This is a genomic window from Pseudomonas putida (genome assembly GCF_016406145.1).
Classification (GTDB): Bacteria; Pseudomonadota; Gammaproteobacteria; order Pseudomonadales; family Pseudomonadaceae; genus Aquipseudomonas; species Aquipseudomonas putida_E.
Genome location: NZ_CP066306.1, coordinates 2,781,350 through 2,801,653 on the forward strand (window position 1 = coordinate 2,781,350; position 20,304 = coordinate 2,801,653).

Consider the following 20,304-nt stretch of genomic DNA (forward strand, 5'->3'; position numbering starts at 1 on the left):
TGCTCAGGCACTGAACAGCTGGCGGATTTGTTCGGAAAGGGCGGCGACATCCTTGTCCAGCAACCAGTCGAGCGTCAGGTACACCGCGACACAGACCAGCGCAATCAACACCAGGTACACCCACAGCGGTACTTCGTGGCGCAGCATCTGCGACACCTGGTCGGGCAGGGCCCAGTCCGGCGAGAGGGTTTTGGGTGGTTTGCGGTAGCGCGCGATGTCCTGGCCCAGGGCGTTGGCCAGGTAGCGCAGCTGGTCTTTCTGGCCGAGGCTGAACTTGCCCTCGAAACCCAGCGCCAGGCACAGGTGGTAGACCTCCAGCACATCGAGGTTCTGTTTGACGTCGGCGCGCAACGCTTCGACCTTCTCGAAGAAGCCTTCACCGGCCAGGTGCACGCCAAAGTAGCGGAACTGCAGCGGTTGCAGCTCGAAGTGCCCGCGCAGTTCGTTGTCGCCGGAGCGCAGCACGCTTTCGTCGAGGAACGCGCATAGGGCGTATTGGGTGTCCTTGACCTGCTCGACGCTGTAGTTGGCGGCGCGGGCATCGCGCTCCAGGTTGGCGAAGAAGCGGTCGACGCTGGCTTCGAAGGCTTGTACTGACGTGACCTGGCGGCCACGGCGGACAATCAGCGCCATGCTGATGAAGTCCTGTACCAGGCCCTTGAGGGTCGGTTTGTCGCTGGCGGGCGCAACGGCGCCCTGTTGCAATACGGCTTCGGTCATTTGAGCACCGCCATCAGTTCAAGCTTGAGGTTGGTAAAGGCGCTGGGCGCATAGAAGCAGATGGTCTGGGCGTTCATCATTCGCTCGTAAACATGGCCATGCGGCTCGATGGCGAAGTACTGGTTGTCCAGGCGTACCGGAATGGCGTTGGGCAACCGCGCAGCATGGTTGAGGGTGACGCCGGGCATGGCGCTGTTGACCACCACTTCGATGTCTTCCGGCGAGCCAACCTTGAACGCCCGTGGCACCAGCTCCAGCAGGCTGGCACCTGGCATGTCGGCGTGTACCGAGATATAGAAGTCGGCCTCGGCCAGGCGCGGGTCGCGCAGTTGCCCCTGCCAGTACGACGGCTTGGTCTGGGTGAGGTTGATGACGATGCACTGGTTGGGCACGACATTGTCGAGCATCACCCGGATCATCTCGTCCAGTTTGACCAGTGATGCCGCCGGGTCGTGGTGATCGTATTCGGGGATATCACTAAGCTGGGTGTCGAGGGTGAACGTCAACAGCCCGCCGGCAAGGTCGGCCAGGAACAGGTACAGGCGCTCGGGGTGCAGCCGCGGGTGGGCCAGCAGGTGGGCCAGTTGCGGGTGCGCACGGTTGACCGTGTTCAGCAACCAGAACAGTGTGACGTCGCTGGAGCCGAATTCGGCGATCTGGTCGGCGCGCTCACGGCGCCGGCCCGACAACGCCTTGCTCTTGGCCTGCAGGGCACCGAGCAGGCGCTTGCCGATGCCGGCCAGGGTCTCGTGGCTGCCCAGGTGCAGGGTGGGGTGGACGAAGTGCGGGTCCAGGTTGAAGCCGCCCATGCTGTTGCGGGTGAGTTTGGCCAACGGGCAATGGCTGTAGCCATCGAGGCTGTCGCCATCGACCAGCAGCACCACATTCAGGCGCAGGCTGGTGATTTCGTTTTCCAGTTCACCTTCGTTAAGGTCCGGCAGGGTGTCGAACTGCTTGCGAAAGCGCCGCGCCGCCTTGTGCTCCTGGCCATCTTCGACATAGTTCAGGCCGAAGGGCTCGGGCAGCTTGAGTGCGGCGTAAACCTTCAGGTCGTTGGCCTTGAGCAGGTCCTTGAGGTCGCGCGCGGCCGGCAGCGGGTCGTGCTGCGGCGCGTCGTACAGGCTGCCGTCCGGAAACACCAGTTTCAGGCGCTTGAGCTGCAGCGAACCATTGGCCAGGGCATCTTCGTCCACCTGCAGCGCCTGCACGCCCCAATGGAACGGGGTGCCGCGCAGGGTGGCCTCGGCCAGCTGGTGCTGGTGGAACTCATCCTGGTATTGGAAGTGCTGGGGCAGCAGGAACATGCCTTCCGACCACATCACCCGGCTCTGCTTGCTCATTTGACGCTATCCACTAAAGAGTTGAAGGTTGAATCCATGGCGTTGCTGGCCGATTTACCGGCAGCGTCGGTGGCCTTTTCGATCACGGCGTCCTGCACTTTGTCGGTGAGGGCAGGCGGCGTATCGTCGGCCTTTTGCGCAGCAGCCAACTGGTCGGCGGTGGGCGGCTTGTTCAGCACATCGACGCCACGCAGGGCGCTGATTTCGGTGTTGTCCACCAGTACCCGCAGGCCATCGGACGAGAACCAGATACCGTCCTTGCGCAGCGACTCGGCATCGAATGCGACCTTCCAGCGGGCATCCTGCTCATTGCGGAAGAACGCTGCCACGCCGACATAGCGGGCGGTCTTGGCCAGCGGCCACTGGTCGGTCTGGCCGATACCCGGCAGCAGGGTGAGCTCGCGGGCTTCGACCAGCGTGTTGCCTAGGGCTTTTTCCGGTGTGTCCCAAAGTGTCTCGGCGTCGGTGGCTGCAAAGCGCTCGAGGTCGGTCAGCTGGTACACGCGCATCACCACCGACAACGGCTTGCCCTCGGCGTCGGGGTTGAGCTGGTTACCACCGTCGGAGGTCAGGATGACCTTCTCGCTGTCGGCCAGCATATCGGCCGCCCAGCTGTCTTCCATGCGCTTGCCGATACGGTCGGTGACGCCGCAACCGGCCAGTGCCAGCAGCAGGGCTGCGACGGTCAGGCGCTTCAGGGCGGTGTGTGTGTGGTACATGACGGCTAAACCTCCGGGTACTCGTTCAGGCCAGGCGATAGGCGAAATCGCCATCGCTGCCCAGCTCGATCGTCAAGCGCTCGATCGGCGCGTCCTGGGCCATGCGCTCGAGAACGTGCTGGGCAAGCTCGGGCATCAGGGTGCGGGACAGGATGTTGTCGATGTTGCGTGCGCCGCTGTCGACCTCGGTGCAACGTGCCGCGATGGCCTTGACCAGGGCGTCGTCGTAGCTCAGCTCAGCCTGGTGGTTGCGGGCGAAACGTTTGGCGATACGCTCGAGCTTGAGGGCAACGATGCGCTCGAGGATCTGGTCCTGCACCGGGTAGAACGGCACGATGCTCAGGCGGCCGAGGAAGGCCGGTTTGAAGACGTGGTTCAGCTCGTCGCGCAGGCCTTCGACGATGGCCTCGGGGGTAGGCAGCGTCTGGGCATTCAGGCAGGTCTGCATGATGCGCTCGGTGCCGGTGTTGGACGTGAGGATGATCACCGTGTTGCGGAAGTTGATCTCGCGGCCTTCGCCGTCGTCCAGCACGCCTTTGTCGAACACCTGGAAGAACAGCTCGAGCACGTCGGGGTGGGCCTTCTCCACCTCGTCGAGCAGCACCACGCTGTAGGGCTTGCGGCGCACGGCCTCGGTCAGCACGCCGCCTTCGCCGTAACCGACGTAGCCGGGTGGCGAGCCTTTGAGGCTCGATACGGTGTGGGCCTCCTGGTACTCGGACATGTTGATGGTGATCAGGTTGCGCTCACCGCCGTACAGGGTGTCGGCCAATGCCAGCGCGGTTTCGGTCTTGCCGACGCCGCTGGGGCCCAGCAGCAGGAACACGCCGATCGGTTTGTTTGGGTCTTCCATGCGGGCGCGGGAAATCTTGATGCGCTTGCCGATTTCGTGCAGCGCGTGGTCCTGGCCCAGCACGCGTTCACCGAGCAGCGCAGGCAGGCGCTGCACGGTGTCGATCTCGTCACGCAGCATCTTGCCCAGCGGGATACCGGTCCAGCCGCTGATCACCTGGGCGATGGCGCCGGCATCGACCAAGGCGTGGACCAGGGGCTGGTCGCCCTGGACGGCGCTCAGCTCGGCGCGCAGGGCGTTGAGCTGGGCGGCGTCGGTGTCCTTGGCGCTGTCCAGGGCTTTGAGTTGCTCGACCAGGCCCAGCTCCTGCTGCCACTGGGCGCTCAGGCGCTGTTCGTGCGACTGCTCGGCCTGCAGGGCGGCCTGCAGCTCGGCAAGGCGCCGGGCATGGTCGTGGCCCTTGCCGGCTTCGTGGTCGAGCACGGCGATTTCGGCCTGCAGGTTGTCGATATGGCGGCGGCAGTCTTCCAGCGCGCCGGGTTGCGACGACTGCGCCAAGGCGATGCGTGCGCAGGCGGTATCGAGCACGCTGACCGCCTTGTCGGGCAGCTGGCGGCCGGTGATGTAGCGGTTGGACAGGCGCACGGCCTGTACCAGTGCTTCGTCCATCACCGCCACCTTGTGGTGCTCGCGCATCTTGCCGAGCAGGCCGCGCAGCATGTGGATGGCCTTGTCTTCGTCAGGCTCTTCGACCTTGACTACCTGGAAGCGACGGGCGAGGGCGGCGTCTTTTTCGAAGTACTTCTTGTATTCGGCCCAGGTGGTGGCAGCGATGGTGCGCAGCTCGCCACGGGCCAGGGCTGGCTTGAGCAGGTTCGCGGCATCGTTCTGCCCGGCCTGGCCACCGGAGCCGATCAGGGTGTGGGCTTCGTCGATGAACAGGATGATCGGGTGCAGGCTGCGCTTGACCTCTTCGATCACCGCTTTGAGGCGGTTTTCGAACTCGCCCTTGACCCCGGCACCCGCCTGCAGCAGGCCCAGGTCGAGGGTGTGCACGGCGACGTCCTTGAGTGGGGCTGGCACATCGCCCTGGGCGATGCGCAAGGCCAGGCCTTCGACCACTGCGGTCTTGCCGACGCCGGCTTCGCCGGTGAGGATCGGGTTGTTCTGGCGGCGACGGGTGAGGATGTCGACCATCTGCCGCACTTCGAACTCGCGGCCAAGCACCGGGTCGATCCGGCCGTCACGGGCGCTTTGTGTGAGGTTGACGGTGTACTGGTCCAGGGCCGGGGTCTTGCCGCCAACCTTGCCGGCGCCTGCCACTGGCGCCGAGGGGCTGGCCAGAGGGCTGGCGAGCCGGGATTCGGCACTGCCTTCGACCAGTGCGCTGAGGTTCAGGCGCAGGTCGTCGGCGTTGATCTTCTCAAGCTCCGGTGCGGAGGCGATGACCACCCGGCGCAGTTCGGCGTCGTCGAGCAATGCTTGCAACAGGTGCGCACTGCGCACCTGGCCCACACCATACTCGATCGAGGCCAGTACCCATGCCTGCTCGATCATGCGGGTGATGTGCGGGGACAGCGCCGGGGTGCGGGTGTTGCCCTTCTTGAAGGTACCCAGGGCGGTCACCAGTTGCGCCTGCAGGCGCTCGGCGACCACGTCGTAGTGGCGCAGGATCAGCGGCAGGTCACTGTCGCTGTTGTCCAGCAACTGCAGCAGCAGGTGTTCCACCTCGACGTCGTAGTGGTGCTCCGACAGGCACAGGGCCGCCGCGCTTTCAGTGGCCGTGCGGCTGGTTTCGTTAAGCTTGGCGAACAGAGACTTCAGGTTCACAAGGCGACCCCATCGTAAGGAATGTGGAAGACGGCGCAACGCGAAGGCTCCGCGTCACGGCCAGGGCGTTTGAGCCAGCCCAGCCAGCCCAGCGCGACATTGCCGCTGCGGCCCAGTTGGGCACGGGGCACGGCTTCGCGTCTGAGCAGCGGGGCGATTTCGAAATCAAGCTCGGCGCCTACATAGAAGCGCACCAGCTCGACCAGCTTGCGGTAGTCGTCGGTGCCAGGCTGGAACCGCCGGTAATCGGCCAACGCCAAGGGGCCGAGCTCGATACGGATGCACGACTGGTAGTCCCACACGCGGTTGCCGGCCACGGCGCTGATGCCGAGCTGGGCGTTCTTGCGGCCAAGCTGGGTGCACTGTTCGGGCTGCAGGTTCAACCAACGGCCGGCGAACTGCCTGACCTTGATCGGCAGGGAGAAATAGAAGCCGAGCATCCGCTCCAGGTTCAGCGCGTTGCGTGGCTTCTGGCTGAGCAGCCCGGCAAAGTAGCTGAACAGCTCGCGGCGCAGCACCGGTTGCTGGCGTTCGAACTTCAGCTGCTGGGCGCGCGGGCCCAGGCCGACCAGGTTGAGCAGGTAGCCATCGAAGCCCGAGGTGCCGTTGCGCTCGTGCTCGATATGGAATTTGTACTTTTGCCAGGCTTCGTAGAACAGCGTGGTCATGCGGTGCGAGAAGATGTCGAGAAACGCATGGGCGGCATCGTCGCGGTACTGCACGTGGCGCTCGAGCAGCAGCTCGGTGTACGGGCGAGGCAATACGCCCGACGGGCCTACCAGGCCCATGAAAGTGACCTGGACTTCCGACAGCGGCAGGCCGGCCGTCGACACCTTGCCCTCACGCTCGAACTGCAGGTCGCTGACCTCGCTGGCCGGAAACGCCAGCGACAGCTGAGTGCGGAAACGCAGCGGGTCTTCGTGCGGCCGGGTTGCCAGGTCCATGCGCCCGGTGCGGCTGTAGTGCAGGCGAAGCAGACGCACCAATTGAAAGAATTCGAATCGGTGCGGCTCGGCTCTGGCTTGATCGATCAGACCAGGGGCTGATCGCCAGTACGTGCTGGCCATTGGACGACTCTCTTTTCTCGTTGTTGGGTACGCAGGGTCAGTTGGGTGAAGCTGTTCATCGAGCAGTACTGGCCAAAGAAGTGGTCCAGCACCATGCCGAACAGGAACACGCCGCTACCGGTGAACTGGCTTTCGTCGAAGGTCAGGGTGATGCCCACGCCGCGCACGAAATTCGGCCGCGGGTGGCCGATGCGCGCTACCACCGGCTCGCTGCTGATTGCCTTGATGCCGTTGATCTGTTTGCGGATGGCCGAGACGTTGCGGTAGTTGTAAAGCGACAGCAGCTCGAGCAGCACTTCGCGGCCCTGGCTCACCAGCGACAGGTGGTTGAGCGACAGGTGCGCGATCAGCCGCCAGATCAGGCCTTTGCCCAGCGGGACGCGCACCGTGGCGGTGGGCTTGCGCAGGCAGCGGATGTCTTTGATCACCGAGTTGGCCGGGATGTTGAAATCACCGCGCTCGCCACCGAACGGCAGCAGCAGGGGTACATCACGGTTGCTGCAGGTCAGGCTGATGCTCAGGGTGTCGCTGGTGCCGTCGATCAGCTCCAGGTCGCGGTCGACCACGCGGATGCTCATCGCCGTGGCATCGCCCTGGTTGCGCCGGCGGGCAATCCAGAAGCTGTTGTGCGGGTCTTGCTCGCCACGCGGCTCGAAGAACGGCTGGCAGGTGCCGACGTGGTCGATGCCACCGAGCTTGCGTACGCGCCGCACCCGGTCGATCGACACCACTTCCGCCGCGTTGTGCAGGCGAATGTCCGGGGTGACCGGGTATTCGTGCTGGGTGTGGGTGAGCTTGATCGGCTCGGCCTGCTGGCGGAACAGGTTGATGATCGGCGTGCAGTTGAGCTTGAAATTGTTGCGCCCGATGTTCTGGGCCAGCCGCGCCAGGCGCTCGCTGAGGTCGTAATCGTTGAAGTAGAAGTTGATCTCGACCTGCTCGATGGCCTTGCCCTGCAGGATGCGGGCAAAACCTGAGAGGTCGAAGAACATGAATTTGTCGGGGAACGTGAAGTACTCGTGCAGCAGGCGGTAACCGAGGAACGAGCGCTCGGAGTAATCCACCAGACCTTCGTCGCGGGCATAACCCACCGCTTTCAGGGCGCCGGCGGGCAGTGCGACTTCACGGCTGCGGCCTTCGTCCTGGAAGCTGAGTGTGGCCTTGGCGAGGTTGTTGAACAGCAGCTCGTAGAGCTGGTGCATCAGCGTTGCTTCGCCGTCGAGGAAGAAGCGCAGGCGGTCAAGCTCCATCTGGCCGAACAAGACGTCGCCGGTGGCTTGCAGGCGGATGCGCAAGCGCGCCACCAGATCGGCGCTGTGGCCGTTGAAGGCCGAGCGTTCCATCTCGGTGAACGAGGCCTGCTGCACGGCAACCGGCCACAGCTCCACCGGGTAGCAGGTGCGGAACTTGCAAACCACGCCTTCAACGGCATTGGCATGCATCTCGGTGTGCCGCGCCACGCGGTAGGCTTCGGTGACCTTCTCCTGCTTGCCAAGGCTAAGCTCGGCGATCGACATCGACGGGGTAGGGCGCAGGTAGTGCGGGTACAGCACCTCAAGGAACGACTCGACAATCTCCGGGAACTCGTCATCGAGCTTTTTGTGCACCCGCGCCGAGAGGAACGAGAACGCCTCGATCAGGCGCTCGGTATGCGGGTCCTCACAGTTGTCGCCCTCGATCAGCAGCCGCGAGGCGATTTTCGGGTACTGCGCAGCAAACTCCTGGCCGAGGAAGCGCAGGTGCGACAGTTCCTTTTCGTAGTAGGGCAGCAGTTCGTCGAGCATCAGTTGAGGTTCTGCACTTTGTATTCCTGGGTGTTGACCTGCAGCACGGCGTCAAACGACACCTGGCGGCTGATGTCCTGCAGACGCAACACGGCGTCCACGCGGAAGGTCAACATGCGATGGCCGTTCTGCTGGGCCAGCAGCTGTACGCGCACCCGGCGAAAACGCCGGTCGCCGGTACTGATCGCGCGCTCCAGCTGTTGCTGGATCAGCCGCCGGTCGTGCGGGTCGAGCACGCTGCGGCTGATGAAGTCGGGCATGCCGTATTCAAGGATGGAGCCACCGAGCTGGCTGAAACCTTCGATCTGCTCGGCGACCAGGGACTGGCGGGTATTCACCAGCACCTCCAGGTCGCGCACGATGCTGGCCTTGTATTCGGCCAGCGAGCAGGTGCGCTGCACAGCCGGCTCGGCCGACTGAAACGGACGGTCGTCCAGCAGCCGGTCGAGCAGCGAGGGCAGCAGGCGGGCCTGATTACTCATGTGTCATCCTTGAACACGCAGGCCGGTCAGCCGCGAGCGCCTTGCGGCAGCTCTGCGACCAGGCGCAGCGAAGCGGTCAGTTCGTCGAGCTGGTAGTGCGGCCGCAGGTAGGTCACGGCCTTGTACACACCTGGCTTGCCTGGTACCTCGAACACTTCGGCACGGGCTTCGCGCAGCGGGAACTTGGCTTTGGCTTCCTGGCTGGCAGTGTCGTCAAGCAGCACATAGCTGGCCAGCCACTGGTTGAGGAAACGCTCGACGTCCATGCGCGAGGCGAAGCTGCCAATCTTGTCGCGCATGATCGCCTTCATGTAGTGGGCAATGCGCGAGGTGGCGAAGATGTACTGCAGCTGCGCCGACAGGCGTGCGTTGGCATTGGCGATGTCGGTGTTGTACTGCTTCTGCTTCTGCGCCGACTGGGTGCCGAAGAACGCGGCGTAGTCGGTGCCTTTGCAGTGCACCAGCGGGATGAAGCCAAGGTCCGACAGCTCTTTTTCACGGCGGTCGGTGATGGCGATCTCAGTTGGGCATTTGAGGGCAATTTCGCCGTCATCGGTCTTGAAGGTGTGGGTTGGCAGGCCTTCTACCAGGCCGCCACCTTCTACACCGCGGATGGCCACGCACCAGCCGTAACGCGAGAAGGCATCGGTGACACGGGTACCCAGGGCGTAGGCGGCGTTCATCCACAGGTACTTGTTGTGGTCACGGCCGTCGACGCTTTCGACGAAGTTGAATTCTTCCACCGGGGTGGTATCAGGGCCATATGGCAGGCGGCCTAGCACGTGCGGCAGGGTCAGGCCGACATAGCGTGAGTCCTCCGAGGCGCGGAACGACTTCCACTTGGCGTATTCGACCGTGTCGAAGATTTTCGCCAGGTCACGCGGGCCGGACATATCGGTGAACGAGTCCCAGCCAAACAGCTCGGGCGATGCGGCCGAGATGAATGGCGCATGGGCCGCGGCGGCCACGTGCGAGATCTCTTCGAGCAGGTACATGTCTTCGGGGTTGCGGTTGAATTCGTAGTCACCGATCAGCATGCCGAACGGGGCGCCACCGAAGGTGCCGTACTCTTCTTCGTATACCTTCTTGAACAGCGCGCTCTGGTCGAATTCGCTGGCGGCCTTGAGGTCGCGCACCAGGTCCTTCTTCGAGGCGTTGAGCAGGTGGATCTTCAGCGTGGTGCTGGTTTCGGTCTGGTCGACCTGATACTTCAGGCCGCGCCACGAGGCTTCCAGCTGCTGGAATTCGCGGGCGTGCATGATCTCGTTCATCTGCTCGGAGAGCATCGAGTCGATCTCGGCGATGCGCGCGTCCAGCACAGCGATCAGGTCCTTGCTCGGGGTCATCTCGCCCTCGAGCACCTGGTTGACCAGCTCACCGATCAGGTCACGGGTGCGGTTGCGCTCGGTGTCGGAGCGGGCCACACGGCTTTGCGAAATGATGCTGTCGAGCAGCGAGGCCTGCGGGGCGAAGGTTTCCACCTCGACCAGGTCGGTGTCCTGTTGTGGCAGTGTTTGCTTGTCGGTCATCGTCTGGCTCCTGCTTACTCTTTGCCATCGGCGGCGGGTACGGCGGCTTCGCGACCGAATTCCTTGCCCAGGGTTTTCAGCTTCTCGGTGTTCTGCAGCACGTCCATCAGCAACTCTTCGAGCTTGTCGTTGCCGCCCATCTTGTTACGCAGGTCGGCCAGCTTGTTGCGCACTTCCAAAAGCTTGCGCAGTGGCTCGACTTGCTTCACCACGTTCTGTGGCTCGAAGTCTTCCATGCTGTTGAAGTTCAGCTCCACGCCCAGCTGGGTGCCGTTTTTGGCCAGGGTGTTGTCGACGCGGTAGGTCAGGCGCGGCTTGATGCCTTTGAGCACGCCGTTGAAGTTGTCGCGGTCGATGAAGACGAACTTGCGGTCCTTGAGCTTGGGCAAGGGCTCCAGCGGGTTGCCGGAAAAATCGCCCAGCACGCCAACGACAAAGGGCAGCTCCTTTTTCTCGATCGCATCACCGATGTCCACGTCGTAAGTGATGTGAACCCGCGGCGCGCGAACGCGGTCGAGTTTGTGCTGGGTACTTTCCTTCTTCGCCATCGTGTTCTCCAGTGCGAGCAATTCGCTGCGAATCATGGCGCGGCCCGGCGGGGGCCTGCGCGTTACAGTCCTTCGATCGTCAGCAGCAGGCGCTGACGGATTTCGTCGTTCATTTCCAGAATGTTGTCGCGGCCCACCAGCTCTTCGAAACTGGTGTTGCCGGCAATTTGCGTGCTGCTACGGATGACCGAATCGTCGGGAAGTTCCGAACGCACCGGCGAGCTGATGACGCAGAAGGGCAGGTCACCCATGCCCTTGAGGCGTTCGAAGCTCAAGCCAAAGCGCAGGCCTTCGAACAGGCGGCCAAGGCCAGGCGACTTGCTCAGGCAGTAGAACAGCACCAGGTAGTGCACCACGAAGCGGTACAGCTCGGCGCTGCTGCGGTTGGGGTCGTGGATGACATTGCGAAAGCGCGCCAGCTCGAAGCCCTGAAAGCCCACGACCCAGCGCACTGGGCTGGTGATGCGGATGACCTGGCCGCTGGGGACCAGGGCCTTGTCGTATTCCAGGGGGAACAGTTCGGGGGTGGTGCTGATGAGGTTGAGCGGCACTTCCAGCTCGCTGACCAGCTGGAAGGGCGCGGCCGAGCCGATGCGCTCGTAGAGTTCGATAAGCGACTGGAAGTGGCCCTGGGTTTCGCGCCCGCTGCTGCGTTGCGCCCCCTGCAGGTATTCACCGAACAGCGTTTGCGGACGGATCAGCGGCGCCGCGGTGGCGAGGTAATCGGCCGCCTGCGCCTTGAGCGCATCGGAGATTGCCCGCGTTTGGCTACGCAGCTTGATCAGTGCTTCGACATCAAACGTCTGTGTCATCGGTACATCGTCCATGAGCCTTTTTGAATCGTCCTGATACGCCGCTGGCGTGGACTGGAAACTCGGTACTGGCACATGAATATCGTGTTGCCAGTAATGCCGTGTAGGGCACCCCGCGTTGGAAGAAGTTCCCGCCGGGGCCGCGATTTTTTCCCTGTTTGTGACGCGGCGCAATGATGTCGCATTGATATCGGCCAGGGGTTTTGGGGGCGTAAAATCTGGGCTTGGGCCCGTGGGGAAGGGGTTTGGGGTGTGTGAAAACAACTGAAAAAGAGATTGGAAAATATTTTTCAAAAGGTGAAGCAGGTCGCATTTCTGGTTGGGTCGGGCGGTGATGCAAGGGCTTTACGGCGGGCCTTTCAATGATGGCAATGCGACGGAATACGCCGCATGTAGCAGGCGGTGGCGAGGTTTTTATGATCCAAGAGCCGGCGTATTTGAGCTGCGTGTTTGACAGGATGACTGGCACGGGCTGCGCCCGTGATCGCCGGCAAGCCGGCTCCCACAGGGGGAGGTGTGGGCTTTGGATATTTGACCCAGGCCGCTATTGGCACGCTGGTCGCAACCGCTTGTGCGTCATCAGCGCCGACGATTGTGGCACCGCTTGCCTGGCGCTTTTCCAGTATTGATGAGGTTTATCCAAGGGCAGTCCACACCCCTGTGGCCGGCTTGCCGGCGATCACCGGCAAAGCCGGTGCCATCCCCCCTCGATCGTGTCGTTCGGCGGCAGGTTGGGGCGTTGCTACCTACCGTCCACCTGGACGCAAATAGTCTTGTTCCCGACAACTTTGCATGGCCAATGGTCGTTGATGTAGGAATCGGGCGTAAAGCATATGCGCTCATCGTTCACCCAGAACATCTGCCATGCGGAGCCTGAAATACGGAGCTTTGGGCAAGACCAGTAGCCCTTCGCAGAGAGTGTGGCCGTGGTCGCAATGATCATGGCCGGGGCAGCGCAGCACATTATCGCGAACATCAACTGCAACGACCGGATTTCGAACGTGTGAAGCCTGGACTTTTTGGGCGGGTCGAATTTCTGACCGGTCCATGCCGCGAAGGCGCAGACAACGAGCGAGTAGGGCGTCCCCGGAATCGCCGCGAGTACGAAAAAACTCATGAGCGGCGTTTCCACAACGGGTGCATTTCTGTAGAGGCGGCCATACAGCGGCAGCAGTTCGGCCCACAGTACGTAGAACGCAAGTGCGCACACCGCTAGCATGCACAGCGCAAAGCCGATGGCCACGCAGCGAAAGAGCAGCGGGGATCTGAGATGGAGTTCGGGATGAGATTTCATGATGACGTCAGCGTTCCTTGCTGTGCTTGATCGTAGATTATGCCCGATCCTGTCTGGAGCTGTTGTCAGGGCCTGACCAGGTCAGCAAAATGGGCCGATGGATGAGAGCAAGCCTTTGCAAGGAGCCAGCATGATCGACCTGAGAAGTCCGGACGCAGTCCTGAGCGAATACGCCCAGCGCTACATCGACCTGGTCCCCGACGTATCCCCCCAGTTACAGCAGCGCATGGAGTACATATACGATCCAGACGCGCCCATATTGCCACGCATCAAGCCAGCCTGGCTTAGCGACAGGCCTTGCACGCTTTCACGCGAACAAGCACTCGACCGCGCACAGGGCGCACTGCTGGGCCTGGCAATCGGTGATGCGGTGGGGACCACACTGGAGTTTCAGCGCCGCGGTCAGGGCCAGGTTACAGACATGGTCGGTGGTGGCCCATTCCGTCTGGCGCCCGGCGAGTGGACCGACGATACCAGCATGGCGCTGTGCCTGGCGGATACTTACGAGGCCAAGGGCAGGTTCGATTTCGCGACTTTTGCAGACGCACTGGTGCGTTGGTACCGCCAGGGCGAGAACAGCGTCAATGGGCGCTGTTTCGACATCGGCAATGTCACTCGGCGCGCGCTCGAAGGGTGGGAAACTGAGCGGCTTGCTTGGCAAGGGAATGCCGAGCCCTCGGCTGCTGGCAACGGTTCGTTGATCAGGCTTGCGCCCACTGCCATTTTTCGGCGCCACTCGCTCTCGGCGACTTGGGGAGAAAGTGCCACGCAGAGCACGGTCACGCACAGCGCGCCCGAAGTGCTGCAGTGCTGTAGCCTATTCGGCGCGCAGTTGCATCTGGCACTCAATGGCGCCGACAAACACGAGGCGCTGGCAGCCAAAGTGCGCCCGCTGAAGTCTCGGCCGCGGATCATCAATGCCGGCGAATACAAGCTCAAGTCACGAGAGCAGATTCGCTCTTCCGGCTATGTGGTCGACACCCTCGAAGCAGCGCTCTGGGCAGTTTGGCACACCGACAATTTCAAGGATGCGATTCTGCTCGCGGCCAACCTTGCCGACGATGCCGACAGCGTGGCCGCCACGGCGGGGCAGTTGGCAGGTGCCTTGTATGGGGTGTCGGGAATGCCGCCCGAGTGGGTAGCCAAGGTGGCCTGGTCGCAGCGTATATGTCACTTGGCAAGGCACTTGTTTGAGCATTCGCCGGCAACTGACGAACTCGATGAGCTGGTGTATGACGACAACTGATGCTCAAGCTTTCCTATGGTGAACGGCTGGCGGCACGGGATCTCGCGCCACCACGTTGAGGTACGAATCACTACCAGGTTTGCTGCTTTGGGCAAGGGGCCTTCGGGGTGCTGCTCAACTTCCGGATAGGAGTGTGATTTGCAACCCCACTGTTGATGATCAGGCAAAATACTTTAGAAATAGTCTTATGTTTACCACGGATAGATTTTTTGCAAAAATTTGGTCGGTCTGGATGCTGACCGTGATAGTCGCCGTGCTTATGATCGGTGTAGCTCCAAAGTTTTTCGCTATACCGGCCCTCGGTGTGATGATGACGATGACATTGTGGTGCATAAACTGTGCTTATTGCAGTGAACGCTTTGTAGTTTTGCGAATTTGCGCATGTTCTTCAACTTATCATCCTCACCGCTGTTCGCATCGCTCCGCACACTAGCGGTCACGTATGCCACCCGCCAGGGGTTCGTCCGAGTTGGTGGGAACTTGTGTTTGAAACCCCCATGAATTGCAGCATGCTACTTTTGCCAGGTCGGTAATATCCCAATCCGTACGCCACCAACGCCAGCGCGGTGGTAGCCAAGCCAGGAGCAAGTGCGGGCCCTGCATCCAGCCAATCGTGCCCGAGGGCCTCAGACCGTCGCTAATCGTCCATGTTTATGCAAAGTTTTTTGCCGTCTATATTTTTGCAGGGCCATCGATTTTCGGTATAGCTGTCCGGTTTAAAACAAAAGCCGGGATGGTTTACCCAGTACGTCTGCCATGCCGATCCCGATTTTCTGAGTTGCGGGCAGGTTGTATAGTCTAATGCGTTGAGTGCAATTGTCGTGCTGATAGCAGTGAGTGGTGCAAGGCCTATGAGTGAATAGACTGAGGCCTTCATCAGGCCTGTCTGAAGTTTCGCAAGCGCGGATTGTTCCGGTGGATCAAATCGTTTGCCTCTCCATATGGCGAATGCGCTGGCTACTGTACAGGCAAGCATAACAGGTGGTGCCATGATGAGGCCGAAAGCCATGTATGGGGCCTCGATGGCCGAGGCGCGACGCCACATTTGTCCATATATTGGCAGGACATGTGTAATCAACCAGTACGTAGCGAATACCCCTACTGTCGCACAGATCAAAAGTGTCAAGGCAGCGAGTAGTCTGAACTTAATAGAGGCAAATGTCGGGTTGTTAGAATTCATTTCCAATGCTCAGAGCTTGGGGGGGATCATGGTCAGATCAGAGAGAGTCAGCGCTTGGCCATTGCGCCTGAAGCTAGGCGAGTGGGTCGACTATACGAGTACGGCGCTTTGCTTGGCAGCGACCTGCGATGACGAGTACCGGCCCGATTATGCGGTGCGCGAACTGTTCTTGCGCAGAGCATTAGCCCTCCGGAGCTTCGTAGCCCATCTCCAGAATTAGTTACCGATCCTCAAATTGTACGCATACAGTTTTATCCCCGATACGCTTACATGGTTGGTTGTCGTCAGTGTAGGAGTCAGGTTTGAAGCAGTACCGCGCATCGTTCACCCAATACACTTTCCACGCCGACCCGGAGATCAGCAATTTTTGACATGGCGTGTATCCCTTCGCCCATAAGCCTAGCGTTACAAGTATCGCCAATGCCGGGGCTATACAAATCATTGACCATAGTGTCAATTTATAAGATTGATACTGGAATCGGTAAAGGCGAGAGTTGATGGGCGGGTCAAATTTTTTGGCGCGCCAGCATGCGTAAGCGGAGGTTATGATAAGTATGGGGCTAACAGTGCACATGGCAATGAGCATAAACCCCAAATAAGGCGTGACTACAATGGGTGTATCTGTAAACAGACTGCCGAATAACGGCAGTATGTCGCTTGCAAGCCAGCGGGCCGAAAGGAAGCCTAAAGCGGCAGTCAATAGGCAGGTAATAAAAGCCACGAGGCGGAAAATATAGGGTGAGCGCTCGTGAAATTCATAGGGGCGATGTGTGGTCATTGTTAGAACTTTGGTAGATTGAAAGTCGGGAGGGAGGGCATGGACGGTAACTCAGGCAAAGACGGCCACCCCGGTAAATTGAGGTCTCCAGGCTGCAATTTTCGAAGTGCCCAGCGCTTGGCCTCGCTATATAGGTTCTCCGCAATCTCACCGACAATGTTGGTGACGGTTTCCTCTGCGTATTTTTGCATGTCCTCAACGCTGATGCGGCTGGCCTGCTGCTGTAAATATTGAATATTATCCACGGCGTAGCGGAGGCCGGCTTTAACAGAATTTTTTATCCCGTATTCGGTGTCGAGTACGTTAAGCCCCCAGCCCACTGCGAACACCACAGCCGCACCCGCGATCACCGGTGCGGCGGCGAAAGTGGCCATTGTGCCAAGGGCCAGTCCAACGGCATATCCCACTGCTGTTGCGATCCCTGCTTTGACCAACTCCACCCCGATACCACCAAACAAGTCACTCATCACGTGCTCGTCGCCAAACACCCACTCCGCCACTTCGATACCGACGGCAACATAGCAGGAGAGCCTGAGTGCCTTGAGGGAGGAACCGCGAACACCGTATTTGCCGATGCCCATGCTGATCAGTTTCGCGTTCTGAATACCATAGCGCGGCGCATTAAGCGTTTTGCGCAATCCAGGGTAACCCGTGATGATCACGTACTGCTTACCCTTGTACACGGTGTGGCGCACCTTGGTGAGTAAGCCACCCATATCTCTAACGAAAGAAGCCGCATTGCGTGCATCCCAGGCGGCCATGGCTGCGGGAACGCCCCATGTGGTATTGACAAACGTGTGAGGCAGCCCGTTGTAGGCTGACTTGACGCTTTGCCCGATGCCGCTCAGCAGGTCGCCCTGTGTGCGAGTGCATACCTGCGGAGGCTGTGTCACGGCGTGTGCTTGTTGTGTGGAGCGGGCCTGAGCCTGGAAAGCTTCTATCGGCATCATCACCACTTCCATGTGGTTAGAATCCATCTCCCGGTCAAGTTGGCTGAGTTGGCTTTCACTCACGCTCATCGCGGTTCTCCCTGAAAAATTCGCTGTGTGCTGCCTCATGGCTAAGCGCAGGGAGCCTACACCCCAGACGTGAGCGAGAGCAAACTGATGGTCATGATCTCATGTGGTTTCAGCTTTGGCGAAAGGGAGATGGCTTAATGGCATCATTTGACAGCACCAGCGAACCACGTTTTCATTGGTAGATTTCCAGCTTGATGCAGGATGCATTGAAATGATTACGGACGCCCTCGAGTCGATGCTCACGCAGAATAAACGCCTGTTCACTTTCGACTCACCTTTGCCTCCCGAACAAGAGCTTCAACTGCTTAGCTTCAGCGGCCGCGAGGCGATTTCGGAACTGTTCAGCTTCCAGGCAGAACTCATCTCCCAGGATGCTCGGATCGAGCTCAAGAAACTCATTGGCAAGAAGGTAACTGTAGGCATCGCGCTGGCCGATGGGAGCACCAGATACCTCAGTGCGCATGTTTCTGACTTCGTGCATACCGGTGCCGATGGGGGCGTTGCTAACTACAGCGCAGAGCTCGTGCCGTGGATCTGGATCCTCAGCCGTCGCCGTGATTCGCGCATCTTCCAAGACAAGACCACCGAGCAGATCGTCAAGGAAGTCTTCGATTACTACCTGACCTTGGCCGACCACGAATTCCGCCTGAGCCAACCGCTCAAACCGATCAGCTACTGTACGCAGTATCAGGAATCTGACCTGAATTTCGTGCTGCGTATGCTTGAGCAGGAAGGGCTGTTCTTCACCTTCGAGCATTCTAAGGAAGGTCATCGCATGATTATCAGCGATGACAGCAGCATTCTTCCGCAGCTGGAGCGTCAGCCACTGATCCGTTACCACAGTGCTTCGGTCACCGAAACTGCAGATTCGATCACCGCCTGGTCTTCGGCGCGGCGGATGCAGCCAACGCGCTTGGCTCTAAAGTCGTTCGACTACAAGCAGCCTGCCAACCCGCATTTGGTACAGCTCAATTCCGTCAACCAGCAGGGCGAGGTCGGCCAGTACGAAGTCTTCGAATACGAAGGCCTTTACGGTTACGCCGATTCAGATGAGGGCCTGCGCAAGGCTCGGCGTCGGCTGGAGGCAATAGAGGTGGACGGCAAGACATTCCATGGCAAGAGCAATTGCCGCGCCATGGAGCCGGGTCGTTACTTCGAGCTTAGCCAGCATTACGATCACGACAACGACACTCCGGACGATCGCCAGTTTCTTCTGCTGTCCGTCACTCACTGGGGGCGTAACAATTACGCCAATGACGGTGAAGCAGGGTATGGGAACAGCTTTACCTGTATCCGTCGCAAAATTCCGTTCCGCCCCTCATTGAGCACGCCTAGGGCAGGCATCTCCGGGCCCCAAACAGCCATTGTCGTCGGCCCGCCGGGCGAAGAGATCTACACCGACGAACTGGGCCGAGTGAAATTGCAGTTCCACTGGGACCGCAACGGCGAGTTCAACGACCAGAGTTCCTGCTGGGTACGCGTCGCCCAGTCCGGTGCCAGCGGCGGCTTCGGCAGCATTTTGATCCCCCGCGTCGGCGACGAAGTGGTGGTGGTGTTCCTCGACGGCAACCCCGACCGCCCGCTGATCATGGGCAGCCTGTACAACAGCAGCAACACCCCGCCCTGGTCGTTGCCGGCGAACAAGACCCAGAGTGGCTTCCTGACCCGCTCGATGAAAGGCGACGGCGGTACCGCGAACTTCTTCCGCTTCGAAGACAAGGCCGGCGCCGAGCAGATCATCATGCACGCCGAGCGCAACATGGACACCGAGATCGAGCTGGATGAGACCCATGATGTGGGGAACAACCGGACGATCACGGTGGGGGGCGCGCACACCGAGATCATCAAGAAAGATACGGTAGTGAATGTTCAGGAAGGTGGCTACACCCTGCAGGTGGATAACAAGTTCGTTCAGGTGAGCGCCAAAGAACGCATATTGCTTCAGGTCGGGGGCAGCAAGATCGCGATTACACCCGAAGGCATCACCATCGAAGCCGACAAGATCGACATCCTTGGTAAAAACACCTTCGTCAAAGGTGACCGTGTCGATATCAACGAGTAAGACGAAGCCGATGGCTACCAGCATTTACGACAGAATCTCCCAAAAGCGTGAGGCCGCCGAAGCGCTCGCCCGACAACAGGCCGAGCAGGAGCGGGCGGCCGCCGAAGTCCTGAGCAGCCTGCCAGAACCTGTGCCGGTATTGGGGTTGCAGGTTGAGCAGAATGCGTTACGGATTGCAGGGCTCAATCTGTTGATGCCGTCGGGTTTCAGCTTTCGCGATATCGAAACCACCCTGGAGTTTGCGGGGTGCGAGGTAACGTTCAGCGCGCGCCGAAGAGCGGCGCCAGAAGGTTTGGATCTGCCCAAGGCAGTTGAGCTGTATGTCAAGAACCTGCGCGAATGCCACGCCCAGATGACCCTGGTACGTCAGGACGACCGCCTGCTGGCGGGGCACCCGGCCATAGCGCTCGATTATTTGTTTCCTGTTGCCCAGCAGCGTCGGCACGGGCGCACCGTATGCGCGATTATCAGTAGCGACGATGGCCCACGGCAATGGCTCGAAATGTCCACGCACATCGACCCGAGCCAGGCTCAATTGGCCGACTGGCTGATCGAATTCGACGCAATGCTTGCCGGCATGACCGCACAGTAAGTACTCCTAATTTTTCGTGTTAATGGAATTTTAAAACAATGGACTATCAGCTTCAGGAAGGATCTATCACGTTGCCGGAAGGCTTCCAGGACCGGACAGTGAACATGTTCATCCTGGGCAACAACATTCCAGCGCCGCTGAATATCACGCTTTCGCGTGACAACCTGTTACCTGCCGAAGACCTCAAAGCCTACATTGACCGCCAAGTGAAACTGATCGCCACAAAGCTTCGCGGTTACACGGTGCTCAGCAAAACGCCTGCGCAGTTGTCTTCCAGCCAACCATTGGCCGGCATCCAGGTCGAGGGGTATTACATGAACGAGGGCCGGCCTGTTTATCAGCGCCAGGCCGCTTTTGAAGTCGCCCCAGGCCGAATCCTGGTGTTCTCCACCACCAGCCAGAAGGATTTCAGCGGCAAACAGAATGAAAGCTGGCTTGAGCTTCTGAATAGCTTCCAGCCGCGCCAGGATGCAGTGGCATCGTCCGAAAACGCCACTCAGGACTGAGCT

At 60.4% G+C, this 20,304-nt stretch carries 17 protein-coding genes; 4 read left to right on the forward strand and 13 right to left on the reverse strand.

The features are described 5' to 3' along the window. Positions 1 to 3: 3 nt before the first annotated feature. From icmH to JET17_RS12760, 11 genes are all read right to left on the reverse strand, one after another. Positions 4 to 720, reverse strand: coding sequence for a type IVB secretion system protein IcmH/DotU (icmH, locus tag JET17_RS12710; protein ID WP_012314362.1), 717 nt, complete (start codon positions 718 to 720; stop codon positions 4 to 6). Beyond that, positions 717 to 2,060: a type VI secretion system baseplate subunit TssK gene (gene tssK, locus JET17_RS12715; RefSeq protein ID WP_012314363.1), complete on the reverse strand. Its 1,344-nt coding sequence runs from the start codon at positions 2,058 to 2,060 to the stop codon at positions 717 to 719. The genes icmH and tssK overlap by 4 nt, the downstream gene beginning before the upstream one ends. Beyond that, positions 2,057 to 2,779, reverse strand: a complete 723-nt coding sequence (gene tssJ, locus JET17_RS12720) for a type VI secretion system lipoprotein TssJ (RefSeq protein WP_012314364.1) — start codon at positions 2,777 to 2,779, stop codon at positions 2,057 to 2,059. Before tssJ ends, tssK begins: the two co-directional genes overlap by 4 nt. Positions 2,780 to 2,804: 25 nt before the next feature. Further along, entirely contained in the window at positions 2,805 to 5,402 is a 2,598-nt protein-coding gene (gene tssH / locus JET17_RS12725; protein WP_012314365.1) for a type VI secretion system ATPase TssH, read from the reverse strand. Next, the gene (gene tssG / locus JET17_RS12730; protein ID WP_012314366.1) at positions 5,399 to 6,469 is read right to left on the reverse strand and encodes a type VI secretion system baseplate subunit TssG; all 1,071 of its coding nucleotides are present in this window, start codon (positions 6,467 to 6,469) and stop codon (positions 5,399 to 5,401) included. The genes tssH and tssG overlap by 4 nt, the downstream gene beginning before the upstream one ends. Continuing rightward, positions 6,433 to 8,253 carry a type VI secretion system baseplate subunit TssF gene (gene tssF / locus JET17_RS12735; RefSeq protein WP_012314367.1) on the reverse strand — a complete coding sequence of 607 codons (1,821 nt, stop codon included), beginning with the start codon at positions 8,251 to 8,253 and terminating at the stop codon, positions 6,433 to 6,435. The genes tssG and tssF overlap by 37 nt, the downstream gene beginning before the upstream one ends. Continuing rightward, positions 8,253 to 8,735, reverse strand: a complete 483-nt coding sequence (gene tssE, locus JET17_RS12740; protein WP_012314368.1) for a type VI secretion system baseplate subunit TssE — start codon at positions 8,733 to 8,735, stop codon at positions 8,253 to 8,255. The genes tssF and tssE overlap by 1 nt, the downstream gene beginning before the upstream one ends. A gap of 26 nt (positions 8,736 to 8,761) precedes the next feature. Continuing rightward, complete coding sequence (gene tssC / locus JET17_RS12745) at positions 8,762 to 10,264, reverse strand: type VI secretion system contractile sheath large subunit (protein WP_012314369.1); 1,503 nt, start codon at positions 10,262 to 10,264, stop codon at positions 8,762 to 8,764. 14 nt (positions 10,265 to 10,278) lie between these two features. Continuing rightward, the gene (gene tssB / locus JET17_RS12750; RefSeq protein WP_012314370.1) at positions 10,279 to 10,812 is read right to left on the reverse strand and encodes a type VI secretion system contractile sheath small subunit; all 534 of its coding nucleotides are present in this window, start codon (positions 10,810 to 10,812) and stop codon (positions 10,279 to 10,281) included. A 62-nt stretch (positions 10,813 to 10,874) separates the two neighbouring features. Further along, positions 10,875 to 11,624 carry a hypothetical protein gene (locus tag JET17_RS12755; protein ID WP_012314371.1) on the reverse strand — a complete coding sequence of 250 codons (750 nt, stop codon included), beginning with the start codon at positions 11,622 to 11,624 and terminating at the stop codon, positions 10,875 to 10,877. Positions 11,625 to 12,366: 742 nt separating this feature from the next. Next, positions 12,367 to 12,918 (reverse strand): hypothetical protein, encoded by a 552-nt coding sequence (locus JET17_RS12760; RefSeq protein WP_012314372.1) that lies wholly within the window; start codon positions 12,916 to 12,918, stop codon positions 12,367 to 12,369. Between the two features lie 130 nt (positions 12,919 to 13,048). On the opposite strand from JET17_RS12760, the gene tri1 reads away from it, so the two are divergent. Then, positions 13,049 to 14,164 (forward strand): ADP-ribosylarginine hydrolase Tri1, encoded by a 1,116-nt coding sequence (tri1, locus tag JET17_RS12765; RefSeq protein ID WP_012314373.1) that lies wholly within the window; start codon positions 13,049 to 13,051, stop codon positions 14,162 to 14,164. Positions 14,165 to 14,801: 637 nt separating this feature from the next. On the opposite strand, the gene JET17_RS12770 is transcribed toward tri1, so the two are convergent. Together JET17_RS12770 and JET17_RS12775 are read right to left on the reverse strand one after the other, a co-directional pair. After that, on the reverse strand, positions 14,802 to 15,173 hold the full coding sequence (locus JET17_RS12770) for a hypothetical protein (RefSeq protein WP_012314374.1): 372 nt from the start codon (positions 15,171 to 15,173) through the stop codon (positions 14,802 to 14,804). A 951-nt stretch (positions 15,174 to 16,124) separates the two neighbouring features. Continuing rightward, entirely contained in the window at positions 16,125 to 17,141 is a 1,017-nt protein-coding gene (locus JET17_RS12775) for a hypothetical protein (RefSeq protein WP_012314376.1), read from the reverse strand. A 211-nt stretch (positions 17,142 to 17,352) separates the two neighbouring features. On the opposite strand from JET17_RS12775, the gene tssI reads away from it, so the two are divergent. Genes tssI through JET17_RS12790 form a run of 3 tightly spaced genes read left to right on the forward strand, consistent with a single transcriptional unit; the run spans position 17,353 to position 20,301 of the window. Beyond that, positions 17,353 to 19,203 (forward strand): type VI secretion system tip protein TssI/VgrG, encoded by a 1,851-nt coding sequence (tssI, locus tag JET17_RS12780; RefSeq protein WP_012314377.1) that lies wholly within the window; start codon positions 17,353 to 17,355, stop codon positions 19,201 to 19,203. Further along, positions 19,184 to 19,795: a hypothetical protein gene (locus JET17_RS12785; protein WP_233100428.1), complete on the forward strand. Its 612-nt coding sequence runs from the start codon at positions 19,184 to 19,186 to the stop codon at positions 19,793 to 19,795. The genes tssI and JET17_RS12785 overlap by 20 nt, the downstream gene beginning before the upstream one ends. Before the next feature lie 38 nt (positions 19,796 to 19,833). Next, positions 19,834 to 20,301 (forward strand): DcrB-related protein, encoded by a 468-nt coding sequence (locus JET17_RS12790; RefSeq protein ID WP_012314379.1) that lies wholly within the window; start codon positions 19,834 to 19,836, stop codon positions 20,299 to 20,301. Positions 20,302 to 20,304: the final 3 nt, after the last annotated feature.